Here is a 25,054-nt window from a genome sequence, read left to right on the forward strand (position 1 = left end):
GTCAGATGTCCGCAGGCTTCTGTAGGACTTGTTCGCTGAGCTTGTCGGCCAGGCGCACGAAGGCGGCCAGATCGAGTTGCTCGGGACGCAGGCTGCCATCGACGCCAGCGGCTTCGATTTCGGCGTTGCTCAGCAGCAGCTTCAGGGTGTTACGCAGGGTTTTGCGGCGCTGGTTGAACGCTTCGCGAACGACGCGCTCCAGCACTTTGTGATCTTTGGCTGGATGCGGAAGTACCGCGTGGGGTACCAGGCGCACGATGGCCGAATCGACCTTCGGCGGCGGATTGAACGCGCCCGGACCAACGTTGAACAAATGTTCAACCCGGCAGTGATACTGAACCATGATCGACAAGCGACCCCAGTCGCCGCCGCCAGGGCCTGCCGCCATGCGTTCGACCACTTCCTTTTGCAGCATGAAGTGCATGTCGCGGATCAGGCTGGCGTTATGCAGCAGGTGAAAAATCAGCGGTGTAGAGATGTTATACGGCAGGTTGCCTACGACTCGAAGGCTACCCGGTGTTGCGTTCAGGCTGGTGAAGTCGAACTTCAACGCATCGCCCTGATGCAGGCTGAAGTTGCTCTTGCCGGCGAACTGCTGGTTGAGGATCGGGATCAGGTCCTTGTCCAGCTCCACAACGTCGAGCTGGGCTCCGCTGTTAAGCAGGCCCTGGGTCAGGGCGCCCTGGCCCGGCCCGATTTCCAGCAGGCGATCTTCGGCCTTGGCATGGATGGAGCGCAGGATGCGGTCGATAACGCCGGCATCGTGGAGGAAGTTTTGGCCGAAACGCTTGCGCGCCCGGTGTTGATAATGCTCGGTCATAAACGGGTCTCGGCCATCTGGTAGGCGGTTTCCAGGGCGACTTGCAGGCTGCCGGTGTCGATTTTGCCGCTGCCGGCCAGGTCCAGGGCGGTGCCGTGGTCGACCGACGTGCGGATGATAGGCAAGCCGAGGGTCACATTGACTGCCGCGCCGAAGCCTTTGTACTTCAGCACGGGCAGACCCTGGTCGTGGTACATCGCCAGCACCGCGTCGCAGTGCTCCAGATATTTGGGGGTAAACAGAGTGTCGGCGGGCAGGGGACCGCGAAGGTCCATGCCCTCGCCGCGCAGGCGCTCTAATGTAGGTTCGATGATGTCGATTTCTTCATGGCCCAGGTGTCCGCCTTCACCGGCATGGGGGTTGAGCCCGCATACCAGGATGCGTGGCTGGGCAATGCCGAATTTTTCTTGCAGATCGGTGTGCAGGATTCGCGTAACCCGTTCCAGCCGTTCCGGCGTGATCGCATCGGCAATCTCGCGAAGGGGCAGGTGAGTAGTGACCAGCGCCACGCGCAAACCGCGCGTCGCGAGCATCATCACCACTTGCGCGGTATGGGTCAGGTCGGCGAGAAACTCCGTGTGCCCGGAAAAGGCGATACCGGATTCGTTGATTACACCCTTGTGCACGGGCGCGGTAATCATGCCGGCAAAATGCCCGTCGAGGCAGCCTTGGCCGGCACGGGTCAGGGTTTCCAGCACGAAAGCCGCATTGGCCTTGTCCAGTTGCCCGGCGGTGACCTTGGCGTTCAGCGGCGTATCCCAGACGTACAGGCTGTTGGCTGGCGCGGGTACATCCGGCCAGTTATCCGGTGTGACCGCCAGCAAATCGACAACCACGCCCAGCTGCGCGGCCCGCTCAAGGAGCAGCTCGCGGCTGGTGATGGCAATCAGGGGGTGTGGCTGGGGCTGCGAGGCTAGCAGCAGGCACAGGTCAGGACCTATGCCGGCCGGTTCGCCGGGTGTCAGCGCGAAACGTTTGGGTTTCACTGCACTGCCTGGTCTGCACCAGGGAGTTTGATCTCTACATACGCTTCGTCACGGATCTGACGCAGCCAGGATTGCAGCTCTTCGTCGTATTTGCGGTTACGCAATACGGTCATCGCTTGCTGTTCACGAGCCTGGGCGGTGCTGTCGGTAGCGCGACGGCCAATGACTTCCAGGACGTGCCAGCCGTATTGGGTCTGGAACGGCTTGGACAGCTGACCTTGCGGGGTCTTGGCCATCACTTCGCGGAATTCAGGGACCAGCGCGTTCGGGTCGATCCAGTTCAGGTCGCCGCCGTTGAGGGCAGAACCCGGATCTTCCGAGTAGCTTTTCGCCAGTTCGCCGAAATCTTCGCCCGCTTCGATACGGGTGTAGAGCGACTCAGCCAGAGCCTTGGTCTTTGCTTCGTCGCGGATCGGGCTCGGTTTGACCAGGATGTGACGCACGTGCACTTCGTCGCGCACCTGGGTTTCACCGCCACGCTTGTCGAGAATCTTCAGGATGATGAAGCCCCCCGGCGTGCGCATTGGCTGGGTAATGTCGCCAACAGTCATAGTGCTTAGCATGCGATCGAACGGAGGTGGCAATTGAGCGGCTTTACGCCAGCCCATGTCGCCGCCTTCCAGTGCGGTTTCGCTGGCGGATTTGGCGATAGCCAACTGACCGAAGTCAGCGCCTTGCTTGAGCTGCTGGTAAACCGCGTCGGCTTGCTTGGCGGCATTCTGAATGGCGTCGGAGTTGGCGCTTTCCGGCGTAGGAATCAGGATGTTGGCCAGGCGAAACTCTTCGGACAACTGCATTTTGCCGAGGTCGGATGCGAGGAAGTTCTTCACTTCCTGCTCGGAAACCTGGATGCGTTCGGCCACCCGACGCTGACGTACACGGCTGATGATCATCTCGCGGCGAATCTGGTCACGAGCGTCGTCATAAGACAGACCGTCGCGTGTCAGGGCGGCGCGGAATTGATCCACAGTCATGTTGTTGCGCTGGGCAATGGTGCCGACAGCCTGGTTCAGTTCTTCATCGGTAATGCGGATGCCGGAACGTTCGCCGATCTGCAGTTGCAGGTTTTCGACGATCAGACGCTCAAGCACCTGCTGATCCAGCACCCCGGGCGGCGGCGCGGCAGCACCGCGTTTGGCGATGGTTTGCTGAACTTCATGAACACGTTGGTCCAGTTGGCTCTGCATGACCACGTCGTTGTCGACAATGGCCACCACTTTATCGATGGACTGTACCGCGGCGTTGGCCGCGGTACCCAGGAACAGCGCGCCCAGCATCAGCGGGCGCAGACAATCAGAAAGCTTGGTCTTCACGTTCACGATAACCTTGGATGCCTTTGTCGAGGAAGCTCTCTACTTTGGCGCCGGTGAGGCCGCCGAGTCCCTTCAGAACAATTTGTAGGAAGATGCCGTGGTCGCCTTTTTCGTTTTCCGGGGCGTTCTGACTGAACTCGTCATACGAAACCCAGTAACGGTTGATCAGGCGCAGTTTCCAGCAGCAGTTGTCGTACTCGAAACCACCGAAAGCTTCCAGGGTACGGTTACGGTTGTAGTCATACTGCCAGCGGCTGATAGCGTTCCATTGCGGCACGATCGGCCAGATCACCGAGAAATCGTGCTGCTGAATCTTGTAGTAGTCCTTCACGTAGCCAGGTTGGCCCGGGGTGCCGTAGTCACCACCGCCCACCGACCATTTACCGGTGTTCTGGTCGTAACGGACCTGATCGTTGCGATAGCGATAGCCGGCGTTGATGACCTTGTTCGGGTTGTCTTCAGGCTGGTAATGGAACATCGCGCTGCCTGAGCGAGGGCTGCGGCTGTCCGGGTCCCAGTTGTAATCGGCCGTGGTGCGCCAATCACGGTTCCAGCGGTATTCATATTCCAGCGCATACGGGGAGACATTAGCCTGCGCATCGTCGCGGGTTTTTGCATCGATGCCCGGCAACTGGACTTCACGATCCTTGAAGTACAAGGCTTGGCCGACGCTGATGCGTTGACGTTCGAAGCCATTGTCTTCGATCCAGCGGTTGGTGACGCCCAGCGACAGTTTGTTCTCGTCGCCGACGCGGTCGGCGCCGGAGAAGCGGTTGTCGCGGAACAACGACGCATAGTTGAAGGTGTATTCGCTGGTGTCGAAGACTGGAATGTCTTCCTGGTCCTCCTCTGGGACATAGAGGTAGAACAGGCGCGGTTCAAGGGTCTGGCGATAGTTCTTGCCGAACCATTGGGTGTCGCGATCGAAGTACAGGCCACTGTCGATGCTGGCAATCGGGACGCCACGATTCTGATTGGTGCCAAAGGTGCCGTTGAGTTTGTCTTGTTCCGCGTTTTGCGCGGCAACCTGGTTTTTCCCGGTACCGTCCAGATCCAGCTGATACTGCGTGTACTGGTACTTGAGCGATGGCTTCAGGAAGCCATACGTCCAGTTCAGCGGCAGGCTGACAGCTGGCTTGAGGTTGAGACGATCGCCAGTGGCGCGCGCCAGGCCGGCGACGTTCGTGTCCAGACGCGGGGAAACTTCGCCGTCTTCATCGGTGAAGGTGCCGGTTTCAAGATCACGGTCAAATCGCACGATTTCAGTTTCGTACGAGAAATCCAGCCCGTTCGGGTGATACGGCAGTGCACCGTTGAAGGTGATCTGCGGCAAACGGTTATACGGAGTGATGTTCGATACGGTCGCCAGCTGATACGCCTGGGCATTGAGGCGAGCGGTGTAACTGTCGCCGCGATAGGTAACAGACCCCTGCTGGTTCACATAATCTTCGCTTTTCACCCCAATCTGATCAGTTTGCAGATCCTGGAAGTAATAAGGATCGCTGATCTTGGTGTAGTCGACTTGCGTGAGGACCCGCGAATCCAGACCACCCTTGTGCTGCCAGTTATACATGTAGCGGTTTTTCTGGTAATCGGTCTGCTTGCTGCGATCAGTGTCTTCGTCATTGAGATACGCAGCGCCGAACTGACCTTCACTGGACGGGGTCAGGTAGCGAAACTCGCCTTCCACCAACATGCCACGCTTGCTCATGTAGCGCGGGTACAACGTGGCGTCGTAGTTGGGTGCCAGGTTGAAGTAATACGGTGTGACCAGCAGGAAGCCGGTATCGGTGCCGGTGCCGATAGTCGGCGGCAGGAAGCCGGACTGGCGACGGTCGTCGATCGGGAAGTAAATGTACGGCGTGTACAGAACCGGAATGTCCTTGACCCGCAGCGTCACGTTGGTCGCGGTACCGAAACCGGTGGCCGGGTTCAAGGTGATGTTGTTGCCCTTGAGCTGCCAGGCATTGCTGTTCGGTTCGCACGTGGTGTACGTACCATCCTTGAGGCGGATGATCGCGTTCTCGGCACGTTTGGCGTACAGCGCGTTACCGCGGATACGGGATTTGTGCATCACGTATTCGGCGTTGTCGACCTTGGCTTCACCGGTGTCGAGCTGCACATCGGCGTGATCGCCCACGATCAGTGCGCCGTTGTCCCGAACACGCACGTTGCCGCTTAGTTCGCCACGGCTCTCGGCCTGGTAGAGGTTCGCTTCGTCGGCTTCGATCTGCATGCTGCCCTGACGCATGACCACGTCACCGGCCAGAGTAGCGATCTGCTCATCCTGCTTATAGCGGGAGGCCTTGGCGCCGAGATAGGTCGGGGCGTCACTTTTATTCGTCTTGTCATTCATGCCAGGACGAATCGGTTCGATATAGGAACCAGCGCAGTAAGGACCGGTTTCGGCCAATTGCGCTGCCGTGAGGTTCTCACGTGGAACCCAGTCGAGGTGGCTGTAGTCTGCACTACGCGACTTCAGGCCGCGGCCCTTGGACTCGGTAACGAGAACAGGCTTGGCACCGGTGTCTTCGCTGGCGCCGGTCTCGGCTGCAGGCTCGCCATTGGCGGTGACTGCGCTGCCGTCATGGGTGGGGCGCGGTGGCAATGCCGCCGCAGGCGCTTTTGGCGCACAGTCCCAGGCACCCGAAGCAGAGACTGAGCAGTCATACTGTTCCGCGGCGACCACGAACGAAGTGGCTAGAGGTTGCAGGGCCAGCAGACTGCCGGTTACCAACAACGGAAATTTTTTACGAAACGCGGGGGATTTCAATGCCATCTTATTAGTCCGGGCTTCCTGCGTGCCATCTGCCCGCGGTGTGGGCCGCACGCCTCTCGATGGTCTGAAAAAGATGCTGGATAATAAAGCATGACCCGCTTGACGGCTAGCGCCGTCGGAGACCCTTGCAATGCCTGACCAAGATGTACGTTTGCAACACCTGAAAGTTTGGCTCGATCAGCAGTTGGCTATCCTCTTTGCAGAACAAGGCTGGGGCGTCGTACCCCCGGCCACGTTGACCGCGGCCAGTAGTGATGCGAGTTTTCGACGCTATTTCCGCTGGGAAGGCGAGGGCAGAAGTTTCGTCGTAATGGACGCGCCACCGCCCCAGGAAAACTGTAAACCCTTCGTGGATATTGCTTTTTTACTGGCGAAATCCGGAATTAACGTACCGGAAATTTACGCCGAAGATCTCGAACGCGGATTTCTTTTGCTCAATGACCTGGGCAACAAGACTTATCTGGACGTGATTGACAGCGAAAATGCCGACGATTTGTTCAAGGATGCCCTGCAGGCACTGCTGGCTTTTCAGCAATTGCCGATGGTTGCACCGTTGCCAAGTTATGACGTGGCCTTGCTACGGCGCGAGCTGGAATTGTTCCCCGAGTGGTACGTGAAGCGCGAGTTGGGCATCGAATTCGATTCCGCTCAGCAAATACTTTGGCAGAACGTCACTGACCTGTTGATCGACAGTGCCTTGGAGCAGCCGAAAGTCCTGGTGCATCGCGACTACATGCCGCGCAACCTGATGCTCAGCGAACCAAATCCCGGCGTGTTGGACTTCCAGGATGCGGTCTATGGCCCCGTGACCTACGACGTGACCTGCCTGTTCAAGGACGCGTTCCTCAGTTGGCCCGAAGAACGAGTGCACAGCTGGCTGGAAGATTACTGGCAACAGGCAGGCGATCTCGGGATCCCGGTTCAACCCGACTTCGAGGATTTCCTGCGTGCCAGCGACCTGATGGGCGTGCAGCGTCACCTGAAAGTGATCGGCATTTTCGCCCGCATCTGCCACCGCGATGGGAAGCCGCGGTACCTGGGTGATGTGCCTCGTTTCTTTGCTTATATAGACGCCGTGATCGCCCGTCGTCCTGAACTGGCTGAACTGGATGTGTTGCTGGCCAGTCTGCGCGCTGGAGCAAATGCATGAAGGCGATGATTCTGGCGGCAGGCAAAGGCGAGCGCATGCGCCCGTTGACCCTGACCACGCCAAAACCACTGGTTCGCGCTGGCGGTGTGCCGTTGATCGAGTATCACTTGAAGGCCTTGGCGATTGCCGGGTTTACCGAGGTTGTGATCAATCACGCTTGGCTCGGCCAGCAGATCGAAAATTACCTGGGCGACGGCTCGCAATACGGCGTACGTATTCAGTACTCGCCGGAAGGTGAGCCGCTGGAAACCGGCGGCGGGATTTTCCGCGCATTGCCGCTGTTGGGTGATGAGGCTTTTGTGGTGGTCAACGGTGACATCTGGACCGACTACGACTTCAGCGTTCTGCATCAGCCTATCGTCGGGCTCGCTCACCTGGTGTTGGCGGACAACCCGGCCCATCACCCGACCGGGGATTTCAGTCTGGTCGACGGACACGTGCGCGACGGTCTGCCGGACACCTCAACCCTGACCTATAGCGGCATCGCCGTCCTGCATCCGCAGCTGTTCGACGGGTGCTCGGCCGGCGCCTTCAAGCTTGCACCGCTGCTGCGCAAAGCCATGGCCGATGGACAAGTAACCGGCGAACACCTGAATGGACACTGGGTGGATGTCGGCACTCATGAACGTCTGGCTGAAGTTGAAACTTTGATAGAAGCGAGACGCTGACATGCTGTGGCCAGGGACTCTGATTGGAGCCGGAGCGGGCTTTGCCATAGCCAGCATTCCGGGGGCCATGCTCGGCGCCTTGTTGGGGCAGGCGCTGGATCGGCGTTTGAACCTGCGAAGTTGGGGGCACTTGCGAGAAAAGCTGGGTGGTCGCCCGGTGTTACGCAACGATGAGTTGCTGTTTGTGTTGTTGGGACGGCTGGCCAAGTGCGACGGGCGGGTGTTGGATGGCCACATTCAGCAGGCTCGTCAGGAAATGCGTTCGCTGGAAATGAGCGAGTCGGCGCAGCGCCGGGCGATTGCCGCGTTCAATCGGGGCAAGTCGGGACACGACCGGTTGCGCGGGTATCTGCGCCGCTTGAGTGCTCAACCGCATGCGGCAGAAGGCGTCTTGCGCGCCTGTTGGCGGATGGTCTGGGCTGATGGTCGTGCCGGCGGCAGTGAACTTGAGCTGATTGCCCAATGGGGCAAATGGCTGGGGTGGACGCCCCATCAAGTACAGGCGTTGGCAAGCGACTACTCGCCGCAGAAACGGCCACTGGTCACCAGCACTGTGACTTATCAGGACGCCCTGCGACTGTTGGGCGTGTCCGCCACCAGCGAGCCTGCGCAGATCAAACGTGCCTATCGGCGTCTGCTCAGCCGCCATCACCCAGACAAGATTGCCGGCAGTGGTGCATCAGCGTTGCAGGTGCGTGAGGCCACCGACAAGACTCGCGAACTGCACAATGCCTACACGTTGATTCGTCAGCGGCGGGATTTTCGGTAGCAGGGAAGGTTGGTGTTGTTTGTGATGCCGCCATCGCGGGCAACGCGGTTGTTCAGTCTGTCGCTGGCTGAGGACTCAACCACCCACGCACCCGGCGAAACAGCTGTTCCTGCTCTGCTTTGGTATTACCAGGCAACGCCTTGAGCGACACCTGGCTGAACCCCGAAGTTTTCAATCGCTTGCTGGCCTGCAAGCGCTCCAGCGCCAAATTGCGATCCTGCGGCTTATCCATATAGAAGATGTCGGCAGTAGGCAGTTTCAAGGTTGGCGTCAATTCGACCAGCTCGGGTTTTGCCTTGACGGGCGTTTGCGCGGCGACCATCACGAATTTCTCTACTTGCGATGGCTGCCTCTCGCTCAGGTATCGCGCCGCCCAGTAAGCACCGGTGCCATGACCCAATACCACGATGCTGCGAGCGCTTTGCTGTTCGGCATAGGCGATGGCAGAGTCAATGCGGGCGAAGATGCGCTCGGCATCGGCTTTGTCCTGTTCCTCGGTGGTTTCGGCGATCGCCTTGTCCGCCACATCCGCTTCACCGCCCGCCGCTTGCTCGATGGGTGCTGCCGTGGTCGAGTCTTTACTGCCTGCGTCAGGGGCTTTGGGCGTTGGGGCGACTTCTGCAATACGTGGCGCAATGGCATCGCTTTGCAGGTCGGGCAAGGTGATACTCAGGCTGCTCCACTCGGCGTCGGGCAATTTATGTCGCAATGGACCGATTACTTGCGGCCAGTCAACTGTTTCGCCGGCGCCCGGGATGATAATCACCGCGCCTTTGGGTTCGGCGGTATTCGCCGGTTTCCACAAGGCCAGAAAGGTATCGGGGCCCGCTTGCAGTTGTTGCTGTTCTTGAGCAGGGATTTTTCGCACAAGTGCCGCCGCTTCTTCCTGACTACGCTCAAGCAGCGGCTGACGCTCCGCCGGTTTTTCTTCTGCGGGTGTTTGCGCAGCAGGTTCCGGATCGGCCGCCTCGACGGAAAAGGCGCAAGGCAGGATCAGCGACAGGCACAATGCTGGCAGTGCCAGGCGGTAGACAGGGGGCATCGGATATTCCAGGCCAGAAGTTATTCCGGCAGCCTAATGGGTTGGTCAGTATTTGTCAGTGTGTGAGATTTCGATGATGCGTTTTCACTGCCTGTGGGTTATCGGCTGTTTGTGGTTTCCCTTGATGGGATGGGCGGCGCCCGCGCCACCGGTGCACGTCGTGTCGTTGTCCGCGGGCCAGCAACAATGGCTCTCGCAGCACGACGAATTGCGCGTCGGGCTGGTATTGCAAGCGCCTTATGCCCAATACGATCGGCGTTTGCAGCGTCTGTCCGGGGTTAACGTCGAGTTGATGAAATGGCTGGCCAAGGCGCTCAAGGTCGAGCTGAGCTGGCGTAACTTTCCCGATCTGGCGCAATTGGAGGCCGCGGCGCGCGAGGGCGAAATCGACATTGCTCCGGGGCTGACGCAAACACCGGGAGGGCTGCGCCTCTGGCAGTTTTCCGATCCGTACATGCGGGTCCCGCAACTGGTGGTCAGCGACCAGAAAGGCGCCGGCGTGGTGGAGCTGGAAAAACTCGACCGCCAGACCCGCGTCGCCGTGCGCATGCCCGGTGCTACCGCCGATTACCTGCGCAGCAATTACCCTCACCTGAACCTTCAAGGCGTACCGATCGAGCGTCAGGCACTGCAACTGTTGCTGAGTCAGCAAGCCAGTTATGCCGTCGTCGACGAAGCGCAACTGGGACGCCTGTCTGCCGAGCCGGAGTTCGCCGGGCTGGCAGTGGTGGGTGACATCGGCCTGCCGCAATTGCTGCGAGTGGCCACGCGGCGGGACTGGCCGGAGCTGGCCGGTATCGTTGAAAGCGCGCTGCGGGCGATCCCGGCGAAAGACCTGGAACAACTGCACAATCAATGGCTGCAACCCAAGTACCCGCGACTGACCGAGTCTCCGGGTTTCTGGCAAAACCTCTGCCTGCTGTTGCTGGTGTTGACGCTCAGCAGCATGGCCATCGTGTTCTGGCAGCGCCGGCAACAGCACAGTCTGGAGCATCGGCTGCTGGCGGCGCGCGAAGACATTGCCTTGCGTGCCGCCAGCGAAGAGGCTTTGCGGCTGACGCAGTTTTCCATCGATCAGAGCACCGTCGGCATTCTCTGGGTCAACTGGGACAGCCACGTGCGCTACGCCAACCGCGCGGCGGAAACCATGCTGGGCTATCCGGCGGGCGGGATCATCGACAGGCCGTTGATTGATTTCGAACCTGACTTGCACATGGACCGCTGGTTGAACCTGTGGAAACGTGCCCGCGCCAGCGAAGAGGGGCCGCAAAGTTTCGAAACCAATTGTGTGCGGGCGGATGGCAGCATCCTGCCAGCGGATGTTTCGCTGAGCTTCTTGCGGTTTCGCGATGGCGAATATCTGGTGGTGTACCTCAATGACGTCACCGAGCGCCGCCGTGCCCTCGCCGCGTTGCAGGAAAGCGAAGCACGTTTGCAAGGGATTGCCGCCAACGTTCCCGGATTGGTCTTTCGACTGGAGCGAGCACCGGTGACAGGGCAGATCGATTTTGCCTACATCAGTGAAGGCAGCGAGAGCCTGTCGGGCTACTCGCCAGCCACCCTGGCCCATCGTGATAAAGGCTTGCGCAGCCTGGTGCACCCGGACGACAAGGCCAGTTATCACCAGACTCAAGACCATGCGCTGGACACCGACAGTGACTGGTCGTGGCAAGGGCGAATCCTGACTCGTCAGGGTGAGCAACGCTGGGCCGAGATCAAGGCCATTACCCGTCGACTCGAAGATGGCGCGTATGTCTGGGACGGGATCGTCTGGGACATCAGCGAGAGCAAACGCATCGAACTGGAACTCGCCAGCTCCCGGGAGCAACTGCGTGAGTTGTCCGCGCACCTGGAGAGCGTGCGGGAAGAGGAAAAGGCTCGCATCGCCCGGGAAGTTCACGACGAGCTGGGTCAGATGTTGACCGTGTTGAAGCTCGAAACGTCCATGTGCGAACTGGCCTACGCCCAGCTCGACCCCGGTCTGAACGAGCGACTGAACAGCATGAAGCGCTTGATCGCTCAGCTGTTCCAATTGGTACGCGATGTGGCCACTGCTTTGCGGCCACCGATTCTCGATGCCGGGATCGCCTCAGCCATCGAATGGCAGGCCCGGCGCTTCGAGGCGCGTACACAAATTCCGTGTCTGGTGCAGGTGCCGGATAATTTGCCGGCGCTCAGCGATGCCAAGGCCATTGGCCTGTTCCGGATCCTTCAGGAAGCGCTGACCAATGTCATGCGCCATGCCCAGGCGCATACTGTCGAACTGACACTGGCCCTTGAGGGCGACAAGTTGTGTCTGACCGTCAGCGATGATGGCGTAGGATTTGTCCCCGCCACCGGCAGGGCGACATCCTTTGGGGTGGTCGGCATGCGTGAGCGGGTGCTGATCATGGGCGGGCAGTTGTCGCTTGAGAGTGATCTGGGGGAGGGTACGACCCTGATTGTGAGTGTGCCGGTGGATACAGCCTGAAACATTTGTGGTGGTTGGTTTGACGCCTTCGCGAGCAGGCTCGCTCCCACAGGGGGCTTGTGTACGTCGCCGATCAAATGTGGGAGCGAGCCTGCTCGCGAATGATCCTGAATCTGGAGAAGAACGTGATCCGTGTACTGGTAGCCGAAGACCACACCATCGTCCGCGAAGGTATCAAGCAACTGATCGGCCTCGCCAAGGACTTGCTGGTAGTAGGGGAGGCGAGCAATGGCGAGCAGTTGCTCGAGACCTTGCGTCATGTTCCCTGCGAAGTGGTCTTGCTGGACATCTCCATGCCTGGAGTCAATGGTCTGGAAGCGATTCCGCGGATTCGCGCGCTGAACAATCCGCCGGCGATCCTGGTGTTGTCGATGCACGACGAAGCGCAAATGGCCGCCCGCGCGTTGAAGGTCGGCGCCGCCGGCTACGCGACCAAGGACAGCGATCCGGCGCTGCTGCTGACGGCGATCCGCAAAGTCGCGGCCGGCGGGCGTTACATCGACCCGGACCTGGCTGACCGCATGGTCTTTGAGGTCGGCCTGACCGATTCGCGGCCGCTGCATTCATTGCTCTCGGAGCGTGAGTTCTCGGTGTTCGAACGCCTGGCTCAGGGCGCCAACGTCAACGACATCGCCCAGCAACTGGCCTTGAGCAGCAAAACCATCAGCACCCACAAGGCGCGGCTGATGCAGAAACTCAACATCACCTCCCTGGCGGAACTGGTGAAGTACGCGATGGAGCACAAACTTCTCTAAGAACACCGCTGTCCCCTGTGGGAGCGAGCCTGCTCGCGATAGCGGACTATCAGTCGACATTAATGTTGAATGTCAGACCGCAATCGCGAGCAGGCTCGCTCCCACAGGGATAGTGGTCGCATGCCCATTTACGACATCCTGCAAAGCCGCTTTTGCCCATTCTTGCGGCTTGCAGCTTCAAATTCGCCGCCGCTTCTATCCAATCCCGCCATCCTTGTAGGGCAATCCCTACCCCCAACCTTCCATCCCGCTGAGGCCATTCTCTCCTGCGCCCCGATTTGCGTGGTCAGCAGCGTCCACTAGGCTTAGTCCACAGCAGTCATCACAACAAAGGTGTGGGTATGAGCCAGGTCGATTCAAGCGCAGGGGCCAGCGATATTCTGGTCAGCTTTCGTGGAGTGCAAAAAAGCTACGACGGCGAGTACCTGATCGTCAAAGACCTGAACCTGGAGATTCGCAAAGGCGAATTCCTAACCTTGCTCGGGCCGTCTGGCTCCGGCAAGACCACCAGCCTTATGATGCTCGCCGGTTTCGAAACGCCGACCGCAGGCGAAATCCAGCTTGCCGGGCGTTCCATCAACAACGTGCCGCCACACAAGCGTGACATCGGCATGGTGTTCCAGAACTACGCGCTGTTCCCGCACATGACCGTTGCCGAGAACCTGGCGTTCCCGCTGACCGTGCGCGGCTTGAACAAGAGCGATGTCAGCGACAAGGTCAAAAAGGTCCTGAGCATGGTCCAGCTCGATGCGTTCGCCCAGCGCTACCCGGCGCAACTCTCCGGCGGTCAGCAACAGCGCGTGGCTCTGGCCCGGGCGTTGGTGTTCGAGCCGCAACTGGTGCTGATGGACGAACCCCTCGGCGCACTCGACAAGCAACTGCGCGAGCACATGCAGATGGAGATCAAGCATCTGCACCAGCGACTTGGCGTGACCGTGGTCTACGTGACTCACGACCAGGGTGAAGCCCTGACCATGTCCGACCGTGTGGCGGTGTTCCACCAGGGTGAAATCCAGCAGATCGCCGCGCCACGCAGTCTCTATGAAGAGCCAAAAAATACCTTCGTCGCTAACTTCATTGGTGAGAACAACCGCCTCAACGGCCGCTTGCACAGCCATACCGGCGACCGCTGTGTGGTGGAGCTCGGTCGCGGTGAGAAGGTTGAAGCCCTGGCCGTCAACGTCGGCAAGACCGGCGAACCCGTCACGCTGTCGATTCGCCCGGAACGCGTCAGCCTCAACGGCTCGAGCGAATCCTGTGTCAACCGCTTCTCAGGGAGGGTGGCGGAATTCATCTATCTGGGCGACCACGTCCGGGTTCGCCTGGAAGTCTGCGGCAAGACCGACTTCTTCGTGAAACAACCGATTGCCGAGCTCGATCCCGCGCTGGCAGTCGGCGACGTGGTACCGCTTGGCTGGCAGGTCGAACACGTTCGCGCGCTCGACCCACTTCTAGAGGCGAACTGATCGCCCCCTGCTACACCAACCCTGCACGTGGAGAGAACAATAAATGTTGAGATCCCTGAAATTCACCGCTTTGGTCATGGGCATGATCGGCGCGGCACACGCGATGGCGGCGGGCCCGGACCTGACCGTGGTGTCCTTTGGCGGGGCGAACAAGGCAGCGCAAGTCAAAGCCTTCTACGCACCGTGGGAAGCGGCAGGCAACGGCAAGATCGTGGCGGGCGAGTACAACGGTGAAATGGCCAAGGTCAAAGCCATGGTCGACACCAAGAGCGTGTCCTGGGACCTGGTAGAAGTTGAATCGCCAGAACTGTCTCGCGGTTGCGACGAAGACATGTTCGAGCAACTGGATCCTGCACTGTTCGGCAAATCCGAAGACTACGTCAAAGGCGCTATCCAGCCCTGCGGCGTGGGCTTCTTCGTGTGGTCGACCGTGTTGGCCTACAACGCCGACAAGCTGAAAAGCGCACCGACCAGCTGGGTGGATTTCTGGGATACCAAGAAATTCCCGGGCAAACGCGGCCTGCGTAAAGGCGCCAAGTACACCCTGGAATTCGCTCTGATGGCCGACGGCGTTGCGCCGAAAGACGTCTACAAAGTACTGGCCGGCAAAGACGGTCAGGATCGCGCGTTCAAGAAACTCGATGAGCTGAAACCCAGCATCCAGTGGTGGGAAGCCGGCGCACAACCGCCGCAATACCTTGCTTCCGGTGACGTGGTCATGAGCTCGGCCTACAACGGCCGGATCGCTGCCGTGCAGAAAGAAAGCAACCTGAAAGTGGTCTGGAACGGTGGTATCTACGACTTCGACGCATGGGCCATTCCAAAAGGTCTGGACAAGACGCGTGCCGAAGCGGCGAAGAAATTCATCGCGTTCTCGGTACAGCCGCCGCAGCAGAAGATCTATTCGGAAAACATCGCCTACGGCCCGGCCAACATCCAGGCCGTACCGTTGTTGAACAAGGATGTCCTGAAAGACATGCCGACCACCCCGGAAAACATCGCCAACCAGGTGCAGATCGACGTCAGCTTCTGGGCTGACAACGGCGAGCAACTGGAGCAGCGCTTCAATTCCTGGGCTGCGAAGTAAACAATCCCCGGTGGTTTGAACACCGCAATCCTTGTGGGAGCGAGCTTGCTCGCGATAGCAGTGGGGCAGTCAACATTGATGTTGAATGTAATGCCCCCATCGCGAGCAAGCTCGCTCCCACAGGTTGTTTGTATGCCTCTGTAACGATCAAAGATTTCCGGAGTACGCCATGGCTATCGCCGTTCCCCTGAACGCGGGCACCGACCCCACCTTGAAGCAGCGGCTCAAGCATGCCGAGCGGATCAACCGCTGGAAGGCCCAGGCCCTGATCGCGCCGCTGGTGCTGTTTTTGCTGCTGGTGTTCCTGGTGCCGATTGTGGCGCTGCTCTACAAAAGCGTTGGTAACCCGGAAGTGGTCGGCGGCATGCCGCGCACCGTGGTGGCCATCGCCAGTTGGGATGGCCGCGGTCTACCCGCTGAACCGGTTTACAAGGCGGCCAGCGAAGACCTCGCTGAAGCCCGCAAGAATCAGACCTTGGGCGACCTGTCCAAACGCTTGAACATGGAGTTGGCCGGCTACCGCAGCCTGCTGACCAAAACCGCCCGCGCCTTGCCGTTCGCCACCGAACCGGCCTCTTATAAAGAAGCGTTGGAAGGCCTCGACGAGCGTTGGGGTGATCCGGCCTATTGGCAAGCCGTGCGCCGCAACACCAGCAACATTACCCCGTACTACCTGCTGGCAGCCGTCGATCACCGCATCGATGACCTCGGCGAGGTGGCGCCGGCTACCCCGGATCAGGCGATCTACCTCGACATCTTCGCCCGGACTTTCTGGATGGGGCTGGTCATCACCGCGATCTGCCTGCTGCTGGCTTATCCGTTGGCCTACCTGTTGGCGAATTTGCCGTCGCGTCAAAGCAACCTGCTGATGATTCTGGTGCTGCTGCCGTTCTGGACGTCGATTTTGGTGCGCGTCGCCGCGTGGATCGTGCTGCTGCAATCGGGCGGACTGATCAACAGTGGTCTGATGGCGATGGGCATCATCGATAAGCCGCTGGAGCTGGTGTTCAACCGCACCGGGGTTTACATCTCCATGGTGCACATCCTGCTGCCGTTCATGATCCTGCCGATCTACAGCGTGATGAAAGGCATTTCACCCACCTACATGCGCGCCGCGATTTCCCTCGGCTGCCACCCGTTCGCCAGTTTTTGGCGGGTGTACTTCCCGCAGACCTATGCCGGTGTCGGCGCCGGTTGCCTGTTGGTGTTCATCCTCGCGATTGGCTACTACATCACCCCGGCCTTGCTGGGCAGCCCGAACGATCAGATGGTCAGCTATTTCGTCGCCTTCTACACCAACACCAGTATCAACTGGGGCATGGCGACCGCACTCGGTGGGCTGCTGCTGTTGGCGACCGTGGTGCTTTATCTGATTTACAACTGGCTGGTGGGCGCCAGTCGCCTGCGCCTGAGCTAAGGGGAACGAAATGCTGAGTCCTTATATGTCGCCCATCGAGCGGGCGTGGTTCTACAGCTTGCGGATACTCTGCGGCTTGATTCTGTTGTTCCTGATTCTGCCGGTGCTGGTGATCATTCCGCTGTCGTTCAACTCCGGGAGTTTCCTGGTGTACCCGCTACAAGGCTTTTCGCTGCAGTGGTATCAGGACTTTTTCGCCTCGGCGGAATGGATGCGGGCATTGAAAAACAGCATCATCGTCGCTCCGGCGGCGACTGTGTTGGCGATGATCTTCGGTACGCTGGCGGCGATCGGCCTGACCCGTGGCGACTTTCCGGGCAAACCGCTGGTGATGGCGTTGGTGATTTCGCCGATGGTAGTGCCAGTGGTGATTATCGGGGTGGCGAGTTACCTGTTCTTCGCGCCACTAGGGCTGGGTAACAGCTTCTTCTCGCTGATCGTGGTGCATGCGGTGTTGGGCGTGCCATTTGTGATCATCACGGTGTCGGCGACGTTGCAGGGGTTTAACCAAAATCTGGTGCGTGCCGCTGCGAGCCTGGGTGCTTCGCCGCTGACGGCGTTTCGTCGGGTGACGTTGCCGCTGATTGCGCCGGGGGTGATTTCCGGTGCGCTGTTTGCCTTCGCGACTTCGTTCGATGAAGTGGTGGTGACGCTGTTCCTCGCCGGCCCTGAACAAGCGACCCTGCCACGGCAGATGTTCAGCGGCATCCGCGAAAACCTCAGCCCGACCATCGCTGCGGCGGCGACGTTGCTGATTGCCTTCTCGGTGATCCTGCTGCTGACCCTGGAATGGCTGCGTGGGCGCAGCGAGAAACTGCGTACCGCCCAGGTCTGACCCACCCGCAATGATCGTTCCCACGCAGAGTGGGAACGATCGGTAGGCTACGGGTATGGTCATTCACGCCCTGAATAGCAGACAAACCCCAATCCCCAGCTACTATTGTGCCCAGCTCCCCTATCTATAAGAGGCTGCGCACATGAGTCTTTCCTCTTTCAAAATCGCTCACAAACTGATCACCGGCGCAGATGCCATCGAGCAACTGGCGGCTGAACTGACACGCCTGGACATCGACAACCCGCTGATCGTCACCGATGCCGCACTGGTCAAGTCCGGCACGGTCGAGCTGGCGCTGGCGCAGTTGGGCGACCGAACTTACGAAATTTTCGACCGCGTGCTGCCAGACCCGGAGATCGCCATCGTCGAAGACTGCATGCGGGTCTACCGCGAGGGCGGACACGACGGACTGATCGGCCTGGGCGGCGGCAGTGCCATTGACATCGCCAAAAGTGTCGCGGCCTACGCCGGCTATCACGGGGCGCTGGAGGATCTGTTCGGCATTGACCAGGTGCCGCGCAAAGGCCCGCCACTGATCGCCATCCCGACCACCGCCGGTACCGGCTCGGAAGTCACCAATGTGGCGATTCTCTCCGATAAGGTTGCGCAGCTAAAAAAAGGCATCGTCAGCGACTATCTATTACCGGACGTGGCGCTCGTCAGTCCGCAAATGACCCTGACCTGCCCACGCAGCGTCACCGCTGCCAGTGGCGTTGATGCACTGGTGCACGCCATCGAATCCTACCTGTCGGTGAATGCCTCGCCGATCACCGACGCATTGGCCATCGGCGCCATCAAACTCATCGCCAAAGCGTTGCCCAAGGCCTACGCCAATCCCTCCAACCTCCAGGCCCGCGAAGACATGGCCACCGCCAGCCTGATGGCCGGCATGGCCTTCGGTAATGCCGGGGTCGGTGCGGTGCATGCGCTGGCGTATCCGCTGGGCGGCCGTTTCAACATTGCCCATGGGGTCAGTAATGCCTTGCTGCTGCCGTACGTCATGACCTGGAACAAAATGGCTTGCGTCGAGAGAATGCAGGATATTGCCGAAGCCATGGGGGTGAAGACCGTTCATCTGAGCACCAATGAAGCGGCCGACAAAGCCGTGGAGGCGATGACCGCGCTTTGCGCAGCGGTAGAAATCCCGCCGGGGCTGCGCAGTTTTGGTGTTCCCGAAGATGCTATCCCGGCCATGGCCGTGGAAGCCGCGGGGATTGAGCGCCTGATGCGCAACAATCCGCGCAAACTGAGTGCCGTCGATATCGAGAAGATTTACCGAGCGGCGTACTGATCATCGCGGTCACAGTGCGCGCGCCAAAGCATGCGGTATACAATGCGCGCCATCGTGATTCTGCTCAAAAAAGGTGCGTCATGCAGCCCTTCGTAATTGCTCCGTCGATTCTCTCCGCCGACTTCGCCCGCCTGGGTGAAGAAGTGGACAACGTCCTGGCCGCTGGCGCCGACTTCGTGCACTTCGATGTCATGGATAACCATTACGTGCCGAACCTGACCATCGGCCCGATGGTGTGCGCGGCCCTGCGCAAGTACGGCGTGACCGCGCCGATCGACGCACACTTGATGGTCAGCCCGGTGGACCGCATCGTCGGCGACTTCATCGAGGCTGGCGCGACGTACATCACCTTCCACCCGGAAGCCACGCAGCACGTCGACCGTTCCCTGCAACTGATCCGCGAAGGTGGCTGCAAGTCGGGTCTGGTGTTCAACCCGGCGACTCCGCTGGACGTGCTCAAGTACGTCATGGACAAGGTCGACATGATCCTGTTGATGAGCGTCAACCCGGGCTTCGGCGGGCAGAAGTTCATTCCCGGCACCCTCGACAAGCTGCGTGAAGCGCGGGCGCTGATCGATGCTTCCGGCCGCGATATCCGCCTGGAAATCGACGGCGGCGTGAACGTGAACAACATTCGTGAAATCGCCGCTGCTGGCGCCGACACCTTCGTCGCCGGCTCGGCGATCTTCAATGCACCGAATTACCAAGAGGTGATTGAAAAGATGCGTTCCGAACTGGCACTGGCTCGCCCATGAGTGGCTTTGAGCAGCTGTTCCCGGGGCGTCTGCCGCGGCTGGTGATGTTCGATCTGGATGGCACTCTGGTCGATTCGGTCCCCGACCTCGCAGCGGCTGTGGATAACATGCTGCTCAAACTCGGGCGAAAACCTGCCGGCATCGAATCGGTGCGTGAGTGGGTGGGCAACGGCGCTCCGGTGTTGGTTCGTCGCGCGTTGGCCGGTGGCATCGACCATTCGGCGGTAGATGACGCTGAGGCCGAAGGTGCGCTGGAAATTTTCATGGAGGCCTACGCCCAAAGCCATGAGCTGACGGTGGTCTACCCCGGCGTACGCGATACCTTGAAATGGCTGCACAAACAGGGTGTCGAGATGGCGCTGATCACCAACAAGCCGGAACGCTTCGTTGCGCCGCTGCTGGATCAGATGAAGATCGGTCGTTATTTCCGCTTGATCATCGGTGGCGACACCCTGCCACAGAAAAAACCCGACCCGGCCGCGCTGTTTTTCGTGATGAAAATGACCAACATCCCGGCGTCGCAATCCTTGTTCATCGGCGATTCGCGCAGCGATGTGCTGGCGGCGAAAGCGGCGGGCGTTAAATGCGTGGCGCTCAGTTACGGCTACAATCACGGCCGGCCGATTGCCGAAGAGTCACCGGCACTGGTGATCGACGATCTGCGCATGCTAATTCGCGGTTGCCTGGATCCGGCCGCTGAGATAACGTTGCCCGACGTTGCTCAACCCCCTTCTGGAAACGCCATCGTGGTGGTCACTCGCAAACTCTGGATGAAAGTCATCAAGGCCCTGGCCCGCTGGCGTTGGCGCGCCTGACTTGTTCCTGGCCGGCCTACCGGCGCGTTTGCATACCTGACTGTTAGCACCTCAAGCCACGAGGCTACCCCATGATCCGCGAAGAATTCCTGCGTTTGGCCGCTGCCGGCTACAACCGTATCCCGCTCGCCTGCGAAACCCTGGCCGACTTCGACACACCGTTGTCGATCTACCTCAAACTGGCTGACGAACCTAATACCTACCTGCTGGAATCGGTGCAGGGCGGGGAGAAGTGGGGTCGTTACTCGATCATCGGCCTGCCGTGCCGCACCGTGCTGCGGGTTCACGACCATCACGTCAGCGTGACCCACGACGGCATCGAGATCGAAAGCCTCGAAGCCGAAGACCCACTGGCGTTCGTTGAAGCATTCAAAGCCCGCTACAACGTGCCGACCATCCCCGGCTTGCCGCGCTTCAATGGCGGGCTGGTGGGTTACTTCGGTTATGACTGCGTGCGGTATGTGGAGAAGCGTCTGGGCAAGTGCCCGAACCCGGATCCGTTGGGCGTGCCGGACATTCTGCTGATGGTTTCCGACGCGGTGGTGGTGTTCGACAACCTCGCCGGCAAGATGCACGCGATTGTTCTGGCCGACCCGTCGCAGGCAGACGCCTTCGAGCAAGGTCAGGCACGGCTGGAAGCGCTGCTGGAAAAACTCCGCCAGCCAATCACCCCGCGTCGTGGCCTGGATTTCAGCAAGCAGCAATCGGCTGATCCGGTATTCCGCTCCAGTTTCACCCAGAACGATTACGAAAAAGCCGTCGACACCATCAAGGAATACATCCTGGCCGGTGACTGCATGCAGGTCGTGCCGTCCCAGCGCATGTCGATCGACTTCAAGGCTGCGCCGATCGATCTGTACCGGGCGCTGCGCTGCTTCAACCCGACGCCTTACATGTACTTCTTCAACTTCGGTGACTTCCACGTCGTCGGCAGTTCGCCGGAAGTGCTGGTGCGGGTCGAAGACAACCTGATCACCGTGCGCCCGATCGCCGGCACTCGCCCACGCGGGGCCAACGAAGAGGCCGACCTGGCGCTGGAAAAAGACCTGCTGTCCGACGACAAGGAAATTGCCGAGCACTTGATGCTGATCGACCTGGGTCGTAACGACACCGGTCGGGTCTCGGAAATCGGTTCGGTGAAACTCACTGAAAAAATGGTGATCGAGCGTTATTCCAACGTGATGCACATCGTGTCCAACGTCACCGGTCAACTGAAGGCCGGGCTGACGGCGATGGACGCACTGCGGGCGATTCTGCCGGCGGGCACCTTGTCTGGCGCCCCGAAGATTCGCGCGATGGAAATCATCGACGAACTGGAACCGGTCAAGCGTGGTGTCTACGGCGGCGCCGTCGGCTACTTCGCCTGGAACGGCAACATGGACACCGCGATCGCGATCCGCACCGCGGTAATCAAGAACGGCGAGCTGCATGTGCAGGCCGGTGGCGGCATTGTTGCCGACTCGGTGCCGGCGCTGGAATGGGAAGAAACCCTGAACAAGCGCCGCGCGATGTTCCGTGCGGTGGCTCTGGCCGAACAAACCCCGGACGCCTGAGCTCACGCAAAACCTGTGGGAGCGAGCCTGCTCGCGAAGAGGCCAGCACAGCCAACATTGATGTTGTCTGACCCACCGCTTTCGCGAGCAGGCTCGCTCCCACAAAGATTTCACCAGCATAAAAAAACGCGGCGCCTGTGAGGGCGTCGCGTTTTTTGTGCCTGCTGTTTGCCGGATCAGAAGTCCAGCGCAACCCCGACCATCACACCTTGCTGGGTAAAGTCATCATCTTTGCGGAACATGTACCCGCCACGCAGCGCCAGATCGGCCGTCAACTTGTGGCTGACTCCCAGGCTCACGCGATTCAAGTGGCTTTGCGGTGTATAGCCGTCCAGCTTGAAGTCCAGGGACGGCAGGCTGTTGAGCGCGATGTTTACTTTCTGAGTGTCATCCTCGTATTCACGCTCATACGCGTATTCGCCGAACACTTGAGTCTGTGGAGTGATCTGGTATTTGCCCTGCAAGCCGATGCCCAAACGTTTTGAATCGCGCTTCTGGTCATCAAACGTCAGTGCCGTGGAACGGTTGTCGTTTTCCGAGTAACCGTCGACTTCCACTTTCGCGTAATCGGCGCTGACGAACGGTGACAGGTGCCACTCGCTACCCGGTTGTGCAATGTCGTAGCCAACCCGTGTGCTGAAGGCCCAGAGATAGCCATCGGTATCGCCTTTCTCCGCACCTTCGCCGGCGCCCAGGTCGAATTTGCGTTTGAGGTTGTCGTAATCCAGCTTGCCGCCGGTCAACGCGGCATCGGCCCACCAACGGTTTTGCTGGAACTGGGCGAAGGCAGTGGCCAGGTAGCTGTTGAGTTTGTAGTCCGAATCGTTGCTGCCTGCTTCCAGGTTCTGACGATAGAAACCCGCTGCCACACCGACGCGCCACGCGTCATTGAGACGATAGCTGCCGCCGATGTTCAAGTTGTAACCGTCGCCGTCGGCGCTGGCTCCGCTGCTTTGGCTATCGACATCCAGATGCTGTCCGCCACCGGCGACAATCGCGCGCCATTGGCCGACCGCTTGCCAGTTCTCCCAGTCCGATTGCCATTGGCTGCGCAGTTCATCCTGGTGCGCACGCAAGGTAGCGTGGGCCATTTCCGGTAACAACGTCAGCTCCCAAGGCGCAGCCAGTAAGGAATAGGCGTAATCGGAAATCAGTTTTTGCGCGGCTTCGGTCGGATGAACCCCATCGTAATAAATCAGTTTGCTGGGGGCCGGGGTGGCACTGTTGATGCCATACGTAGGGTTTTCGGTGCAACTGTTACCGCTGAAACAGGTTGCCGTCAGGTTCTGGCCTGTAGCAAAACCGAATCGAGCCGGATCGGCGAAGGTTTCCTGCAACAGCAACGGAATGTTCAACGGGATGATTTCGGCATCGATGCCCGCGAGACGGGTGACCAGTTGGCGGTTGAAGGCAGAACTCAGTAGTGAGGTGGGTGTCTGCTGGGGCGTGCCATTGATGGCGGGCGTCAACCCCAGGTCGGGCAGCAACCAGACCATGATGTACCTGGCGCCGGCGGTTTGCAGAACCTGGACGCTGTTGGCCAGTCGATCCGCAGCGGCATTCGCCTGAGCGCCGCTTTGTACACGTCCCTGAAGAAAATCGTTCCCGCCCCCGGAGATGTAATACAACGCATTCGGATCGGCGCTGAAGTTGTTCGTCGGCAGATAGCCCGCACGCGTACGTTCACCCGTGGCAGATGCGGTGGTGATCGAGGTGAGGATCTGGTCTGTGCGGTAACCGCCGACAGCCCAGTTGTTCCCGTCCGGCAGGCCCTGATTCGCACGCGCCGCCGAGGTTGAAGCGGCCGTCTGGTCCGGCGAAAACCCGAGCCGTCCACCCAGCAGTTGCGTCGAGTTGGCGGAATAGGCTTCGCCACTGCCATCCAGATAGATCGGACCGGTCCGGTTAGTGAAGCGCAGGGTGGCCCCGGCGGGGCCGCCCGTGTCGGTAAACTGCCCGGCATCGTTGAGGCTGTCACCGAAGACGATGAAGTTCGAGTAAGGGTTGGGCGCCGCGATCGCCTGGCTGCAGGCCATGGCGAGCAAGCAACCGGCAAGCGGTACAGTCAATGTCTGTCTGAGCATGAGCAAATCCGTTTGTTATTTTTTTAGTGAGCAAAACGACAGTGCCAAAAACTATAGAGCCTGTTGCCATTCGGCGCGAACCCGTCAATTGTTTCAAGCGCTTCGATCGCCCCATATTGCACGCTCTGCCCAGCTAAGTTACTGTGCCGAGACGTATAAATGAGACCTTCCCCGTGTTGATCGTCAGCAAACTTCTGGATCAAGTCATCAAGGCACACGCCCGTTGGCGTTGGCGCGCCTGAATCCTTCTGCCGGCCCGGCCGGATCTTTACCGCTTTGCCTTCTTTACCCGTAAGACACACCGCTTTGCTGCGCGATCCCGGCGACTGACAAAGCGCAGGACGCTGCGGGTAACTCATTCGAAGGCTGTATTAAAGTCAGTGAATTCAAGAGGTTCATAACGCCATGTTGCTGATGATCGATAACTACGACTCTTTTACCTACAACGTTGTGCAGTACCTTGGCGAGCTTGGCTCCGAGGTTAAAGTTGTGCGCAACGATGAACTCACCATTGCCGAAATCGAAGCCCTCAACCCTGAGCGGATCGTCGTTTCCCCCGGTCCTTGCACCCCGAATGAAGCTGGCGTCTCGATTGACGTGATCAAGCACTTCGGTGGAAAACTGCCGATTCTGGGTGTCTGCCTCGGCCATCAGTCCATCGGCCAGGCCTTTGGCGGTGACGTGGTGCGTGCCCGTCAGGTCATGCACGGCAAGACCAGCCCGGTTTTCCACGAGGACAAAGGCGTTTTCGAAGGCCTGAATCATCCGCTCACGGTTACTCGCTATCACTCATTGATCGTCAAGCGCGAAACTCTGCCCGACTGTCTGGAGCTGACCGCCTGGACCCAGCTTGAAGACGGTTCGGTCGACGAGATCATGGGCCTGCGCCACAAGACACTGAACATCGAGGGCGTCCAGTTTCACCCTGAGTCGATCCTCACCGAACAGGGCCACGAACTGTTCGCCAACTTCCTCAAACAAACCGGCGGCACGCGTTAA

The 25,054-nt window shown here is 59.7% G+C and carries 20 protein-coding genes; 14 read left to right on the top strand and 6 right to left on the bottom strand.

Features of this window, described 5'->3' with window-relative positions; genetic code table 11:
* Position 1: 1 nt before the first annotated feature.
* The 4 genes from rsmA to FQ185_RS05035 are packed head-to-tail and all read right to left on the bottom strand — an operon-like array spanning position 2 to position 5,898.
* The gene (gene rsmA / locus FQ185_RS05020) at positions 2–820 is read right to left on the bottom strand and encodes a 16S rRNA (adenine(1518)-N(6)/adenine(1519)-N(6))-dimethyltransferase RsmA (protein ID WP_149416533.1); all 819 of its coding nucleotides are present in this window, start codon (positions 818–820) and stop codon (positions 2–4) included.
* On the bottom strand, positions 817–1,806 hold the full coding sequence (gene pdxA, locus FQ185_RS05025; protein ID WP_149416534.1) for a 4-hydroxythreonine-4-phosphate dehydrogenase PdxA: 990 nt from the start codon (positions 1,804–1,806) through the stop codon (positions 817–819). Before pdxA ends, rsmA begins: the two co-directional genes overlap by 4 nt.
* The gene (gene surA, locus FQ185_RS05030; protein WP_178113489.1) at positions 1,803–3,125 is read right to left on the bottom strand and encodes a peptidylprolyl isomerase SurA; all 1,323 of its coding nucleotides are present in this window, start codon (positions 3,123–3,125) and stop codon (positions 1,803–1,805) included. The genes pdxA and surA overlap by 4 nt, the downstream gene beginning before the upstream one ends.
* On the bottom strand, positions 3,100–5,898 hold the full coding sequence (locus FQ185_RS05035) for an LPS-assembly protein LptD (RefSeq protein ID WP_149416536.1): 2,799 nt from the start codon (positions 5,896–5,898) through the stop codon (positions 3,100–3,102). The genes surA and FQ185_RS05035 overlap by 26 nt, the downstream gene beginning before the upstream one ends.
* Before the next feature lie 130 nt (positions 5,899–6,028).
* On the opposite strand from FQ185_RS05035, the gene FQ185_RS05040 reads away from it, so the two are divergent.
* Genes FQ185_RS05040 through FQ185_RS05050 form a run of 3 tightly spaced genes read left to right on the top strand, consistent with a single transcriptional unit; the run spans position 6,029 to position 8,485 of the window.
* The gene (locus tag FQ185_RS05040) at positions 6,029–7,048 is read left to right on the top strand and encodes an aminoglycoside phosphotransferase family protein (protein WP_149416537.1); all 1,020 of its coding nucleotides are present in this window, start codon (positions 6,029–6,031) and stop codon (positions 7,046–7,048) included.
* Complete coding sequence (gene murU / locus FQ185_RS05045) at positions 7,045–7,716, top strand: N-acetylmuramate alpha-1-phosphate uridylyltransferase MurU (RefSeq protein ID WP_149416538.1); 672 nt, start codon at positions 7,045–7,047, stop codon at positions 7,714–7,716. The genes FQ185_RS05040 and murU overlap by 4 nt, the downstream gene beginning before the upstream one ends.
* Position 7,717: 1 nt before the next feature.
* Entirely contained in the window at positions 7,718–8,485 is a 768-nt protein-coding gene (locus tag FQ185_RS05050) for a TerB family tellurite resistance protein (protein ID WP_149416539.1), read from the top strand.
* A gap of 52 nt (positions 8,486–8,537) precedes the next feature.
* Here the strand turns inward: FQ185_RS05050 and FQ185_RS05055 are convergent, their stop codons facing one another.
* Positions 8,538–9,527 carry an alpha/beta hydrolase family protein gene (locus FQ185_RS05055; RefSeq protein ID WP_149416540.1) on the bottom strand — a complete coding sequence of 330 codons (990 nt, stop codon included), beginning with the start codon at positions 9,525–9,527 and terminating at the stop codon, positions 8,538–8,540.
* 73 nt (positions 9,528–9,600) lie between these two features.
* Between FQ185_RS05055 and FQ185_RS05060 the strand changes: the two genes are divergently transcribed.
* The 10 genes from FQ185_RS05060 (at position 9,601) to trpE (ending at position 21,971) form a co-directional block, all read left to right on the top strand.
* Positions 9,601–11,997: a PAS domain S-box protein gene (locus FQ185_RS05060; RefSeq protein ID WP_149416541.1), complete on the top strand. Its 2,397-nt coding sequence runs from the start codon at positions 9,601–9,603 to the stop codon at positions 11,995–11,997.
* Positions 11,998–12,098: 101 nt separating this feature from the next.
* Positions 12,099–12,752 carry a response regulator transcription factor gene (locus FQ185_RS05065; RefSeq protein WP_178082239.1) on the top strand — a complete coding sequence of 218 codons (654 nt, stop codon included), beginning with the start codon at positions 12,099–12,101 and terminating at the stop codon, positions 12,750–12,752.
* A gap of 341 nt (positions 12,753–13,093) precedes the next feature.
* Positions 13,094–14,218 carry an ABC transporter ATP-binding protein gene (locus FQ185_RS05070; protein WP_149416542.1) on the top strand — a complete coding sequence of 375 codons (1,125 nt, stop codon included), beginning with the start codon at positions 13,094–13,096 and terminating at the stop codon, positions 14,216–14,218.
* A 43-nt stretch (positions 14,219–14,261) separates the two neighbouring features.
* On the top strand, positions 14,262–15,305 hold the full coding sequence (locus FQ185_RS05075; protein ID WP_149416543.1) for an ABC transporter substrate-binding protein: 1,044 nt from the start codon (positions 14,262–14,264) through the stop codon (positions 15,303–15,305).
* A 169-nt stretch (positions 15,306–15,474) separates the two neighbouring features.
* Positions 15,475–16,722: an ABC transporter permease gene (locus FQ185_RS05080; protein ID WP_149416544.1), complete on the top strand. Its 1,248-nt coding sequence runs from the start codon at positions 15,475–15,477 to the stop codon at positions 16,720–16,722.
* A 10-nt stretch (positions 16,723–16,732) separates the two neighbouring features.
* The gene (locus tag FQ185_RS05085) at positions 16,733–17,557 is read left to right on the top strand and encodes an ABC transporter permease (RefSeq protein ID WP_149416545.1); all 825 of its coding nucleotides are present in this window, start codon (positions 16,733–16,735) and stop codon (positions 17,555–17,557) included.
* Between the two features lie 142 nt (positions 17,558–17,699).
* Positions 17,700–18,848, top strand: a complete 1,149-nt coding sequence (locus FQ185_RS05090; protein ID WP_149416546.1) for an iron-containing alcohol dehydrogenase — start codon at positions 17,700–17,702, stop codon at positions 18,846–18,848.
* An 80-nt stretch (positions 18,849–18,928) separates the two neighbouring features.
* Entirely contained in the window at positions 18,929–19,603 is a 675-nt protein-coding gene (gene rpe / locus FQ185_RS05095; protein ID WP_008035979.1) for a ribulose-phosphate 3-epimerase, read from the top strand.
* The gene (locus tag FQ185_RS05100; protein ID WP_149416547.1) at positions 19,600–20,418 is read left to right on the top strand and encodes a phosphoglycolate phosphatase; all 819 of its coding nucleotides are present in this window, start codon (positions 19,600–19,602) and stop codon (positions 20,416–20,418) included. The genes rpe and FQ185_RS05100 overlap by 4 nt, the downstream gene beginning before the upstream one ends.
* Positions 20,419–20,489: 71 nt before the next feature.
* Positions 20,490–21,971, top strand: coding sequence for an anthranilate synthase component I (trpE, locus tag FQ185_RS05105; RefSeq protein ID WP_149416548.1), 1,482 nt, complete (start codon positions 20,490–20,492; stop codon positions 21,969–21,971).
* 176 nt (positions 21,972–22,147) lie between these two features.
* Here the strand turns inward: trpE and estP are convergent, their stop codons facing one another.
* The gene (gene estP, locus FQ185_RS05110; protein WP_149416549.1) at positions 22,148–24,055 is read right to left on the bottom strand and encodes an esterase EstP; all 1,908 of its coding nucleotides are present in this window, start codon (positions 24,053–24,055) and stop codon (positions 22,148–22,150) included.
* 405 nt (positions 24,056–24,460) lie between these two features.
* Between estP and FQ185_RS05115 the strand changes: the two genes are divergently transcribed.
* The gene (locus FQ185_RS05115) at positions 24,461–25,054 is read left to right on the top strand and encodes an aminodeoxychorismate/anthranilate synthase component II (protein ID WP_149416550.1); all 594 of its coding nucleotides are present in this window, start codon (positions 24,461–24,463) and stop codon (positions 25,052–25,054) included.

It is taken from the genome of Pseudomonas sp. ANT_H12B (assembly GCF_008369325.1).
Taxonomy (GTDB): Bacteria; Pseudomonadota; Gammaproteobacteria; order Pseudomonadales; family Pseudomonadaceae; genus Aquipseudomonas.